Origin of the sequence: Acinetobacter sp. EKM10A, assembly GCF_011075215.1 — a bacterium.
GTDB lineage: Bacteria > Pseudomonadota > Gammaproteobacteria > Pseudomonadales > Moraxellaceae > Acinetobacter > Acinetobacter baumannii.
In genome coordinates this window covers 382,534-393,975 of the sequence record NZ_JAALLK010000002.1, presented here as the reverse complement: position 1 = coordinate 393,975, position 11,442 = coordinate 382,534, and the positions used below count along the sequence as shown (strand labels likewise).

10 protein-coding genes and 1 pseudogene are annotated in these 11,442 nt (G+C 39.8%); 6 read left to right on the top strand and 5 right to left on the bottom strand.

Annotated features, from left to right (window positions below; genetic code table 11):
- The 3 genes from G9371_RS04695 to G9371_RS04685 all read right to left on the bottom strand — a co-directional run.
- The coding region (locus G9371_RS04695) for a hypothetical protein (RefSeq protein ID WP_371745839.1) at positions 1 to 89 on the bottom strand (89 nt) is incomplete at its 3' end.
- Positions 90 to 105: 16 nt separating this feature from the next.
- Positions 106 to 1,893: an IlvD/Edd family dehydratase gene (locus tag G9371_RS04690; RefSeq protein ID WP_000999643.1), complete on the bottom strand. Its 1,788-nt coding sequence runs from the start codon at positions 1,891 to 1,893 to the stop codon at positions 106 to 108.
- 87 nt (positions 1,894 to 1,980) lie between these two features.
- Positions 1,981 to 3,156: a fumarylacetoacetate hydrolase family protein gene (locus G9371_RS04685; protein ID WP_029424000.1), complete on the bottom strand. Its 1,176-nt coding sequence runs from the start codon at positions 3,154 to 3,156 to the stop codon at positions 1,981 to 1,983.
- A gap of 111 nt (positions 3,157 to 3,267) precedes the next feature.
- Here G9371_RS04685 and G9371_RS04680 point away from each other — a divergent pair, with 111 nt between their 5' ends.
- The 4 genes from G9371_RS04680 (at position 3,268) to G9371_RS04665 (ending at position 7,667) form a co-directional block, all read left to right on the top strand.
- Positions 3,268 to 4,203 (top strand): LysR family transcriptional regulator, encoded by a 936-nt coding sequence (locus G9371_RS04680; RefSeq protein WP_000774594.1) that lies wholly within the window; start codon positions 3,268 to 3,270, stop codon positions 4,201 to 4,203.
- A 210-nt stretch (positions 4,204 to 4,413) separates the two neighbouring features.
- On the top strand, positions 4,414 to 5,385 hold the full coding sequence (gene denD, locus G9371_RS04675; protein WP_029424001.1) for a D-erythronate dehydrogenase: 972 nt from the start codon (positions 4,414 to 4,416) through the stop codon (positions 5,383 to 5,385).
- 33 nt (positions 5,386 to 5,418) lie between these two features.
- Positions 5,419 to 6,795, top strand: a complete 1,377-nt coding sequence (locus G9371_RS04670; RefSeq protein ID WP_000389455.1) for an MFS transporter — start codon at positions 5,419 to 5,421, stop codon at positions 6,793 to 6,795.
- Positions 6,795 to 7,667: an NAD(P)-dependent oxidoreductase gene (locus tag G9371_RS04665; protein ID WP_000090984.1), complete on the top strand. Its 873-nt coding sequence runs from the start codon at positions 6,795 to 6,797 to the stop codon at positions 7,665 to 7,667. Before G9371_RS04670 ends, G9371_RS04665 begins: the two co-directional genes overlap by 1 nt.
- 94 nt (positions 7,668 to 7,761) lie before the next feature.
- Here G9371_RS04665 and G9371_RS04660 read toward each other — a convergent pair whose 3' ends face one another.
- Positions 7,762 to 8,646 carry an AraC family transcriptional regulator gene (locus G9371_RS04660; protein WP_000013631.1) on the bottom strand — a complete coding sequence of 295 codons (885 nt, stop codon included), beginning with the start codon at positions 8,644 to 8,646 and terminating at the stop codon, positions 7,762 to 7,764.
- A 285-nt stretch (positions 8,647 to 8,931) separates the two neighbouring features.
- Here G9371_RS04660 and G9371_RS04655 point away from each other — a divergent pair, with 285 nt between their 5' ends.
- Complete coding sequence (locus tag G9371_RS04655) at positions 8,932 to 9,984, top strand: NAD(P)-dependent alcohol dehydrogenase (protein WP_000206303.1); 1,053 nt, start codon at positions 8,932 to 8,934, stop codon at positions 9,982 to 9,984.
- Positions 9,985 to 10,055: 71 nt separating this feature from the next.
- Here G9371_RS04655 and G9371_RS19370 read toward each other — a convergent pair.
- Positions 10,056 to 10,166 (bottom strand): annotated as a pseudogene (locus G9371_RS19370) (hypothetical protein); the annotation flags it as partial.
- Positions 10,167 to 10,422: 256 nt separating this feature from the next.
- Between G9371_RS19370 and G9371_RS04650 the strand changes: the two are divergent.
- The gene (locus G9371_RS04650) at positions 10,423 to 11,442 is read left to right on the top strand and encodes an ABC transporter substrate-binding protein (protein WP_029424002.1); all 1,020 of its coding nucleotides are present in this window, start codon (positions 10,423 to 10,425) and stop codon (positions 11,440 to 11,442) included.

Here is an 11,442-nt window from a genome sequence, read left to right as displayed (position 1 = left end):
TCACCAGTCGTAGCATGAATACTTTTTATTAAAGTGGAACTTTGTGCGCTGCGTGAACCGCCAATAAAGTTGTGTCCGATAATGGTCATAACAAATATCCTGAAATTAATGAGAGTGTCTTGGAAGGTTGTCTTGGTTTACGACCCGCATATATAAAGTTGCGGGTTCCAAACAACCACCAGTAGATAATTGACCTACCATGTTGCGATACATTTCTTGCCAAGGTGTTTGAGATGGAGATACCGTCGGTTTCCATTCACGGCGGCGTTGTTCTAACTCTTCGTCAGAAATGAGCACGTTGACAGAACGTTTATTTAAATCAATACGTAAACGGTCATTGGTTTTAAGTAAGGCAATTCCACCGCCTACAGCCGCTTCGGGTGACATATTGAGAATAGATGGGCTGGCAGAAGTTCCACTTTGGCGGCCATCTCCTAAGCAAGGCAGTGAATCAATCCCTTTTTTAATTAACTCTGCTGGTGGAGCCATATTGACGACTTCAGCACTGCCCGGATAACCCACTGTACCTGCGCCACGAATGACTAAAATACAATGTTCATCAATGTTTAAGGCAGGGTCATTGATACGTGCGTGATAGTCTTCGGGACCTTCAAAAACGATTGCGCGTGCTTCGAAGCTATTTTCATTGTTTGGATCTGATAAATAGGTTTTTTTAAATGCTTCGCCCACTACAGACATTTTCATAATGGCGCTGTCAAAGAAGTTGCCACTGAGCACAATGAAACCGGCACCATGTTTAAGAGGTTGTTCATAAGGGAAAATGACATCCGCATTTGAGGTTTTTGCATTTTTGGCAATTTCCCCAATTGTTTTACCGCTAACCGATGCACAATCTTCGTGTAATACACCAGCTTTTTGTAATTCGTGTAAAACGGCAGGAACACCACCCGCACGGTGGAAACCTTCACCCAAATATTTACCCGCTGGCATACAGTTCACAATAAGCGGAATGTTTTCACCCACACGTTGCCAGTCTTCTAAACTCAGCTCAATACCCATATGACGGGCAATTGCAATGAGGTGAGGAGGGCAGTTGCTCGATGCGCCTAAAGCTGAGGCTACTGCGATTGCATTTTCAAAAGATTGTTTGGTCATAATTTTAGAAGGACGTAAATCTTCTAAAACCATTTCACATATTCTTTTGCCGGTCATATAGGCCATTTGCCCACGTTCGCGGTAAGGAGCGGGAATACTTGCACATGTCGGTAAAGACATACCCAATGCTTCTGCCAAAGCATTCATGGAAAGTGCAGTGCCCATGGTGTTGCAATGCCCGACCGAAGGTGAAGCAGAAGTGGTCATTTCCATGAACCCTTCATAATCAATTTCACCAGTGGCAAGTAAGTTTCTTGCATGCCAAAGCACAGTGCCGGAACCAATTAACTCACCTTTAAAATGACCATCTAGCATTGGCCCACCAGACAACACAATTGCAGGTATATCTGTTGTGGCTGCTGCCATTAAACATGCAGGGGTAGTTTTGTCACAACCAGTGGTCAGCACTACACCATCAAGCGGATAACCATGCAAGATTTCAACCAAACCTAAATAGGCCAAGTTGCGGTCAAGTGCAGCAGTTGGACGACGGGTTTGTTCTGCAATCGGGTGAACAGGGAATTCCATTGGAATACCACCCGCGTCTCGAATACCCGCTTTAACGCGTTCAGCAAGTTCTTTGTGGTGACGGTTACATGGGGTCAAATCACTACCGGTTTGTGCAATTCCAATAATCGGGCGACCTGATTGTAACTCGGCGCGGGTCAAACCATAGTTCATGTAACGCTCAACATATAAAGCGGTCATGTCGGCATGTTCAGGATCATCAAACCATTCTTGGCTACGTAAAAAAATCCGTTTATTTTGATCATTCATTTTTTGATCCTTTCACTCATACTTTTTGAAATTTAGTTTATTTACGGGATGAATCTTGCAATTCAACCGATCGATAATACGTGAAAATTATAGTAATTCACGCTGCTTCAAATTACGCATCAAAGCATTTATTCCAAAATTCCACGGCGTTGCTTTATCACTGGTCATAACCGTGTTGTACAAAGTACCAAGTTTAGGTGAATGAATACGGACGACATCTCCGACTTTATGGGTAAAGCCAGCCCCAGCTTGTTCTCGGTCTTGAGTCGGTGCAAATAAAGTACCCAAGAACAAAACAAAACCGTCTGGATATTGATGGTTTTCATTAAGAGTTTGTTGAATTAAATCTTCAGGATCTCGGCTAATTTGCGACATAGAACTTACCCCATTTAACACAAAGTTATCGGTGCCTTGAATTTGCAGTTCAACATCGCAAGTACGAATATCATTTAAAGTAAAAGTATGGTCAAAAAGGCGAATAAATGGGCCAATCGCACAAGATGCATTGTTATCTTTCGCTTTACTCAACAGTAAAGCGCTACGGCCTTCAAAGTCCCGTAAATTCACATCGTTACCTAAAGTCGCGCCTAAAATCTTACCTTGGCTGTTGGCAACTAATACGACTTCCGGCTCTGGATTATTCCACTCAGACTTTGGGTGAATACCAATATTTTGTCCTGTGCCTACAGCTGCTAAAACAGGGGCTTTAGTAAAAATCTCGGCATCTGTACCAATACCCACCTCAAGATATTGAGACCACATTTTTTGTTCGATTAAATATTCTTTGAGTTGTAGCGCTTTTTCAGAACCGGGTTCGATTGTTTTTAAATTATCACCGATTACGCCTTGTACAACCTCACGAATCGATTGAGCTTTTTGTGCATCGCCACCGGCTTGTTCTTCAATCACTCGTTCTAACATGCTGGCAGCAAAGGTAACACCTGCCGCTTTAATTACTTGTAAATCAATAGGGGCTAAAAAATATGCCTTGTTGGTATCTGGCTCGGCGACAGTATTGGCAAATAATTCATCAATTGAACCAACTGGTCTTCCTTCAATTTCAGATAAAGCTTTTAAAGGATCGGCACTTTCAAGTAACTCGGAAATAGTATGAAATTTTTCCGAGATATCAAAAACTTGATTGCCTCTTAAAATAATAGGGGATGGACCCGAAATTTGATTTGGAATCCACGCACGGCCAATTAAGCATCCTTGAGTTGCATCATCTGGTAATGAGTTCTGGGAATTTAACGTAAAGTTCATTTAAAGCTTCCTTCTTTTATTTGAAATCATGATATGTTTCTTATTTAATAAACACCAATCGTAATAATTTAATTATTAATAACCAGTGGTTATCAAAAAGGAATTTTAAAAATGGCAGATTTGACTTACTCAAGTTTAAATAACTGGCTTAAATTCAAGCACTTGGTTTTGTTAGAGACGTTAGCTCGAACCAATAACATGCATTTGGCTGCCGAGCAGATGAATTTAAGTCAACCTGCCGTAAGTAAAATGCTAAAGGAAATTGAGGGCCTTCTTGGGTTTCAGGTCTTTGAGCGACTGCCCCGAAATATGCCTGTAACGGCATTGGGTGAACATGTCATTCGTTATGCCCAGCGGGTTTTGAATGACGCAAAGCATTTTGTCGAAGACATCGAGATTTTACGGTTGGGTGGACATGGGTTTTTAAAAGTAGGAGGAATATTTGCAGCAACCGCCGTGGTAATTCCAAACTCAATTATCGAAATTAAGAAACAATGGCCTCTACTTTCTATCGATGTTGTTGAACAGACCAGTGACCATTTAATGGAAATGTTGAGTGAACATACTCTAGATTTAGCCATAGGTCGCTTTACCGATGTGACGCAAAGTCAGTTTTTCGATTTCCAGCCGTTAGGCCCTGAACCGTTCTGCATTGTTGTCAATAATGCGCACCCATGTGCCCAGAAAAAGTTTTGTACATTAGAAGAATTATTAAAATGGCCGTGGGTACTTTATCCTAAAGGCACACCCATTCGGGAGCGTATGGAAGGTGCATTTGCCCGAGCTAAAGTCAAAATTCCTTTAAATACGGTAAATACCATGTCGATGCAGACCTTTTTACAGATCTTAAAAGGCGCACCTATGGTGGGTATGTTGCCAGAAGCAATGGTGATTGATCAGGTGAAAGAAGGACAACTACAGATTTTAGAAACAGACCTGATTTTAGATGCCCAAGATTATGGAATTTTGACACGTAAAGATGAACCAGTGTCTGATATAGCCGCAGCATTTATTAATATTTTACTTAAAAATGCAAAACGTAAGTAAAGTCCTCAGCCTCAAGTCATAGAAGACTTGGGGCTTTTAAATTAAAAGAAAGCCTATTTAATTTAGTCAAAGTTTCATCATAAAACTGATATTAAAAAGTTATCAATATTTAGAAATTATTCATTGGAAATTATTGCAAGGACTCCTTATCGTTTAATTCATGATGATTAAAAATCTTTAAGTGAATAAGAATTAGGAAAGGATCCCTGTATGAATGTGTTAATTACTGGTGGCACGGGTTTTATTGGAAAGCAAATCGCCAAAGAGATTTTAAAAACCGGAAGCCTGACTTTAGACGGTAAACAAGCTAAGCCCATCGATAAAATTATTTTGTTTGATGCGTTTGCTGGTGATGATTTACCGCAAGACCCAAAAATTGAAGTGGTGATTGGCGATATTACCGACAAAACCATAGTGGCAAATATTACAGAAAAAATTGATGTTGTTTGGCACTTAGCCGCCGTGGTGAGTTCGGCAGCAGAGGCCGATTTTGACTTGGGAATGGATGTAAACCTTTATGGCCTTTTAAATTTATTAGAAGAATTAAGAAAAAAACAAACCACGCCTCGAGTCATTTTTGCGAGTGGCTGCGCTGTATTTGGTGGTCAATTACCAGAAGTTGTAACAGATGATACGGTGGTTACACCAAAGTCCTCTTACGGTATGCAAAAAGCAGTAGGAGAATTGCTCGTTTCAGATTATTCACGTAAAGGCTTTATTGATGGCCGTGTTTTAAGATTACCGACTATTGTGGTTCGTCCGGGTAAGCCTAATAAAGCCGCATCTACATTTTTTAGCTCAATTATCCGCGAGCCTTTAAAAGGTGAAACGGCAGTTTGTCCAGTCCCGCCAGATACTCCGGTTTTTATTACTTCACCACGACGCTGTGTTGAGTCAATGATTAAGGCTGCGTCAATTTCTTCAGATGCACTCCAAGATAACCGAATTATTCCCTTACCGGGATTGACCGTTACCGTTAAGCAAATGCTTGAGGCTCTTGAAAAAGTTGCCGGTAAACAAGCAACTGATTTAGTGCGGTGGCAAGAAGATAAAACGATTCAAAGGATTGTTCAAAGTTGGCCGGTTCAAGTGAAAGCTGAATATGCCGAATCTTTAGGTTTCCAAGCAGATGAGAATTTTGAAAGCATCATTCAGGCACATATAGAAGATACCCAAAATTAATGGCAGTGATCGCCAATTCATGTGAGAGTTATTATGGAAGATATCAAAAATGTCACAGCTCTCGAAGAGCAGACAATTAAGCGTATTTCGAGTCGAATCATCCCGTTTCTTATTATTTTATTCATTATGGCCTTTCTAGACAGAACCAATATTGGTTTTGCTGCGCTACATATGAATGATGCAATTGGAATTACCCAAACTATTTTTGGTTTAGGGGCGGGTGTATTTTTCTTGGGTTACTTTATTGCAGAAGTACCGAGTAACGTTTTACTTCATCGGTTTGGTGCACGGATATGGATTGCTCGAATCATGATTACTTGGGGAATAATTGCCGGGCTTATGGGATTTATCCATAGTGGTACCCAATTTATTATTTTACGGTTTTTACTGGGTATTGCAGAAGCGGGTTTCTTTCCGGGGGTTATTTTTTATTTAACCTTATGGTTTCCTGCTAAATATCGTGCCCGTGTCTTCGCGACTTTCTATTTAGGGTTACCAATTGCCCAAATTATTGGAGCGCCAATTTCGGTCGGCCTTATGCAATGGGGCAATACCATTGGCTATGAAGGCTGGCGTTTGATGTATGTTTTAGAAGGGATTCCTTCCATTATTTTAGGATTAGTCTGTCTAAAATATTTAACTAATAACCCGAAAGAAGCACAGTGGTTAACAGCTGAGCAGCGCCAATGGCTCATGAATACGCTAGAACGTGAAGAAAGAGAAAAAGAGCAATCTGCCGATGCTGCTTTAACAAAAGGTGAACTCATTAAACAAGTGTTTAAAAATCCTTTAGTGTGGATTATGGCAATTGTCTATTTTGGAATTACATCTGGTTCAAATGCGATGTTCTTCTTCTTACCAAGTGTTTTAGAGTCGTTCCGTAACACCTTTGGTATGCAAATTAGCCTTATCCAAAATGGTTTACTTACCGCAATTCCATATGCATTTGCGGCAGTTGGTATGGTTTTATGGAGTCGCCGTTCTGACCGTAAACAAGAGCGTTATAAACACGGTGCCTGTGCTGCACTTATGGCGGCTTTCGCAATTGCAATTGCTTTGATTGTGAATCAACCGTGGGCAATTATTGTGGGCTTTATTCTGCTCGCGATTGGTGTATTTAGTGCAATTAACATTTTCTGGACTATCCCTGGGCAAACTTTAACAGGAGTGGGCGCCGCAGCCGGTATTGGCTTAATTAACTCTGTAGGTAATTTAAGTGGTTTTACTGGTCCATATTTAACTGGCTATTTATATACCACCACGGGCACCTATACAGTAGCGTTCCTTGCTATTGCAGGATTTGTCGCCATGGGCGGTTTAGGGTTACTGCTTTTGGCAAAGTTAAAGTCTGATAGCCTAAAAGTAGAACAACAGCGACTTAAAGTGCGGACTGCTACGGAGATGAAATAATGGCTCGGATTGGTTTTGTTGGAACTGGCATTATGGGAATGCCAATGGCCATGAACTTATTAAAAGCTGGTCATCAAGTTAAGGTTTGGAATAGAACTTCATCTAAAGCAGAAAGTTTAAAAGAGGCGGGTGCTCATGTTTGTAGTGAACTTGAACAAGTCGGAAAAGATGTAGAGTTTCTGATTTGTATGCTCAGTGATGGAAAAACCTGTGATGAAATTCTATTTCAAGAACGTGGTGCAATCTCACAGCTAAAACCCGAAAGCACGGTCATAGTGATGAGTTCGATACCTGTTGAAGTTGCAAAAACACAAAGTGAAAAATGTAAAGAAAGAGGACTTAGATATTTAGATGCACCTGTTTCTGGCGGTGAAAAAGGTGCTCAAAATGCAAGTCTGGCGATTATGGTTGGCGGCGATGCTCAAACATTTTCACATACTGAACATGTTCTATCTGCCATGGGGCGGCCAATTTTAGTTGGAGAGGCTGGCTGTGGAATGCTGGCAAAACTCGTCAATCAAATGATAGTCGCATCCACCATTGCAACCGTGAGTGAAGGTTTATTGCTTGCCAGTAAAGCAGGAGCAGACCCGATAAAACTCAAACAAGCATTAACAGGCGGTTTTGCAGACTCTCCGATTTTGCAACAGCATGGCGAACGCATGTTAAATCGAGATTTTAAACCGGGAGGTACAGCTCGAAACCAGCATAAAGATATTCATACAGCCGTTAGCTATGCTAAATCGCTTGAGTTGAATTTACCTATAGCCCAAAAAGTCAGTCAATTATTTGAAAATATGCTTGCTGCCGGAGATGGTGAGCTTGATCATTCTGGTTTAATTCGTGAGCTTGAACGAATGAATCATGTGTAATATTGCTTTAATTTTAGCGGTACTTGATGAATAGACATAATCAAGTACCGCTTTTTTTCTGGTATTAATTTGTTAATAGTCCACGTTATTGCTTTTATATATTCTTAATATCTACTGATGGAGAAACCCCAAAAAAGCGTTTATATTCTCTGGAAAATTGGGACAAGCTTTCATAACCGACTTGCATGCTGGTAGATGAAATATCGTATTCTTCGGTCATTAATAAACGCCGTGCTTCGGTCAACCTCATTCTCTTTTGATACTGTAAGGGACTCATTGAGGTTATATCCCTAAAATGTTGATGAAAACTTGATGCACTCATCCCCATTGTGCTTGCCAGTTCTTCAATACTAAATGGTTTCGCAAAATTTGTTTTCAGCCATTCAATCGCCTTCACAATTCGATGACCTGTAGTGCCTGCCGCTACAATACGTTTAAGTCGATCGCCTTGCGGGCTCATCAATAAACGATAAAAAATTTCCTTAATAATAAGAGGAGACAAGATGGGAATGTCTTGTGGCGTATCTAGTAGTTTTATTAACCGTATAAACGCATCATTCAGCTCTGAATTGACTACTCCAACAGCCATTCCTTTTTTCTCAGTATTTACATCTTTAAAGGGAATATGGGCCTCAAGCATGATTTGAGCAAGTAAATATGGGTCTAGCCTTAGCACAATTGAGAGATAGGGTTGTTCAACAGAAGCTTCAAGCACTTGAGCAATTACAGGCAGGTCAATTGCAGTAAAAAGGAAATGGTTAGAGTCATAAGTATAAGTCTCTTCGCTAAGAATCACCTGTTTTTTGCCTTGAGCAATCATACATAGACTCGCATCCATCATGCTGCTACTTGGTTTGGTCAATGTCTCTGCACGATATAAAGTCAGTCCCGTAATAGCTGTTTCGAATGTGCCTTTTTCTCGTGTCCATTGATCGACAAGTTGAGCCAATTCTTGATTATGGTTAGACCTATTCGCCATTCAGATTCTACCGATTACCCTCTGTATTTTTATTGTAGGCATTTCAAATAAGAAAAATAGTGAGAAGTGCAACAATTCGGAGGATTAGGCAAATCTGTGAGAGGAATAGAACAACACCTTGCAACTTTCATTTTTATACTGATGAACATGGCAAAAACTGATTGATTCAATTCTGCTGGACTACCGCTTCCAGAGCATATTTATATGGTTTCAAAATCAATAGCCATTAATGAATATCCAGTGAATAAATCATTTCTATTTAAACATTAAACATGAGAGAAAAATATGACAACTGAAGTTTTAGGTTATGCCGCGCTGTCATCAGAAACTCCTTTAGTTCCGTTTAAATTTGAACGTAGAACCCCACGTGAAGATGATGTTGTCATTCAAATTGAGTATTGTGGTGTTTGTCACTCTGATCTACATCAAGCTAAAAACGATTGGGGATTTAGTGCTTATCCATTAGTTCCGGGCCATGAAATTGTTGGACGTGTTACCTCAATCGGTCCTAAAGTCACAAAGTATAAAGTTGGTGATTTAGTGGGCATTGGCTGTATGGTCGATTCATGCCGTACTTGTTCTGCTTGTCATTCAGGACTCGAGCAATATTGTGAAGAAGGTAATATCCAGACTTATGGCGGCGTAGATCGCCATGACCAACGCCCAACTTATGGTGGATATTCACAAAGCATTACCTGTAGTCAAGATTTTGTATTAAAAGTACCTGAAAATCTGGATGCTCAAGCTGTACCACCACTACTTTGTGCGGGTATTACCACATGGTCACCGCTACGTCACTGGAATGTTGGAAAGGGCAGTAAAGTTGCTGTCGTTGGTTTAGGTGGTTTAGGACACATGGCAATTAAACTTGCCAATGCTCTAGGCGCTGAAGTGACACTATTTACTCGCTCAGCAAACAAAGAACAAGATGCAAAACAACTTGGCGCACATCATGTAGTGTTATCAACAGATGAGAATCAAATGAAGTCGGTATTAAATCAATTTGATTTAATTGTTGATACTGTGCCTTATAACCATGATTTGAAGCCTTATATTCCAACTTTAGCTTTAAATGGAACCATTGTATTAGTTGGATATTTAGGTGAAATTAGCGCAAATTCAGTACCTATGATTTTAGGTAGAAAATCAATTGCAGGCTCGGTTATTGGTGGAATTAAAGAAACACAAGAACTACTCGATTTTTGTGGTGAGCATAATATCGTTTCTGAAGTAGAGATGATTAATATGCAAAACATTAATGAAGCTTTTGAACGTATGCTAAAGAGCGACGTGAAGTATCGTTTTGTGATTGATATGAAAACATTGTCTGAAGATTAATTCAGACATTATTTGAGCTGTGCATACTATAGCTATGTGTGCACAGCCCATCAGGTTAATTAATGCAAGCGCTATGATTTAGAAGGTATATATTTACGCATAGCAAAGATAGCAAAGATAAATAGCTTAAATAAAATACTAAATCCAAAAACAGGTATGCTGAGTCCTAACACGAGGCTCACCGCTATAAACATGATTAAATTATTTGACTCGCTTTTATAGACTTTTTGCCCAATCATTAAATAGTTTTTATTAGTTGGTAAATTTGGCGTTTTTTTTGCTTACTATCTAAGGCGTTATCTAACATACTTAATTTGATTGTTGTATAAATGATGATTCAAACCGTCTTGCTCTCTTATGGTGTTTTTTTCACATGAAAAATGCACTAAATAAACACATCTTTTTATTTTGCACTCTATTTGTGCACGGGGTGCCATAATGAAGTTATTGGCTTCATTACTCACTTTACTCATTCTATGTGGATGTTCCTCATCTGAGCAAAATAGAAAAACTCAAGAAAACTCAACCTCTCATTCAATATGTGTCTTTGATAGTACAAATACAAAAGTCTGTGTAACCAAACCTGCCCAAAGAATTGTCTCTTTGTTTGAGTCGGGTTTAGATGGCCTCTATATGCTAGGGCAAGGTGACAAAGTAATTGGTATACCTGCTGAAGTATACATTCAACCTTTATTATTTAATGCCTATTCAAAAATAGATAAACGCATTGCTAATAAGCAGCTTGCAGCACCTTCGCAAGGAGCCAATGCAACCAATATTGAAAGTCTCGTGTTGCTAAAACCAGATCTGGTGATTGTAGGAAGCGGGCAGACTCAAACGATTGAACTGTTACGGCAGTTTGGCATCGCTGTATATGTAATGGAGTCAGGCACCTATAAACAAGTGAAAGAAGAACTGTCTGAAATTGCTATTCTGAGCGGCGCCCAAAAGCGAGCTCAGGAAATTTTAAATTTCTCTGATGAAATTGTGGCAGAAGTCGCAGCCAAAACGGCCCGTCAGCCAAATAAACAATCGATTTACTATGCTTGGTCTGGTGGACGAATTTTTTCTACCTCGGGACGTCAGTCGATTACCAATGACTTTATTGAGCTAGCGGGTGCGTACAACATTGTTCAGACCGCTGCTAACCAACCTAACGTAAACCCCGAGACATTAATTGAATGGAACCCTGACAATATTGTGCTTTGGAATACCAATCCTAAACTGATTTATGAACGAAAAGAATTACAGGGTTTAAGCGCTGTACTAAACCGAAAGGTATTTAATTTGAGTCCTGCATTTATATATAACCCGCACACCATCAAAATCATTATTACGGCGATTTATCTAAATCACAGTATTTATCCTGAACAGTCTGATTTACCAGTAAGTACTTTACAACAGCGTATTTTAACCAAGTTGTATGGTGAGCAGCTTGCTAAAGCGTTGGTGCAATGA

What these genes read in the sequence shown, in the direction of transcription:
- G9371_RS04655 (WP_000206303.1), top strand. Translation starts at nt 8,932, where the DNA reads ATGACAACTGAAGTTTTAGGTTATGCCGCGCTGTCATCAGAAACTCCT.
- G9371_RS04650 (WP_029424002.1), top strand. Translation starts at nt 10,423, where the DNA reads ATGAAGTTATTGGCTTCATTACTCACTTTACTCATTCTATGTGGATGT.
- G9371_RS04690 (WP_000999643.1), bottom strand. Translation starts at nt 1,893, where the DNA reads ATGAATGATCAAAATAAACGGATTTTTTTACGTAGCCAAGAATGGTTT.
- G9371_RS04685 (WP_029424000.1), bottom strand. Translation starts at nt 3,156, where the DNA reads ATGAACTTTACGTTAAATTCCCAGAACTCATTACCAGATGATGCAACT.
- denD (WP_029424001.1), top strand. Translation starts at nt 4,414, where the DNA reads ATGAATGTGTTAATTACTGGTGGCACGGGTTTTATTGGAAAGCAAATC.
- G9371_RS04670 (WP_000389455.1), top strand. Translation starts at nt 5,419, where the DNA reads ATGGAAGATATCAAAAATGTCACAGCTCTCGAAGAGCAGACAATTAAG.
- G9371_RS04665 (WP_000090984.1), top strand. Translation starts at nt 6,795, where the DNA reads ATGGCTCGGATTGGTTTTGTTGGAACTGGCATTATGGGAATGCCAATG.
- G9371_RS04660 (WP_000013631.1), bottom strand. Translation starts at nt 8,646, where the DNA reads ATGGCGAATAGGTCTAACCATAATCAAGAATTGGCTCAACTTGTCGAT.
- G9371_RS04680 (WP_000774594.1), top strand. Translation starts at nt 3,268, where the DNA reads ATGGCAGATTTGACTTACTCAAGTTTAAATAACTGGCTTAAATTCAAG.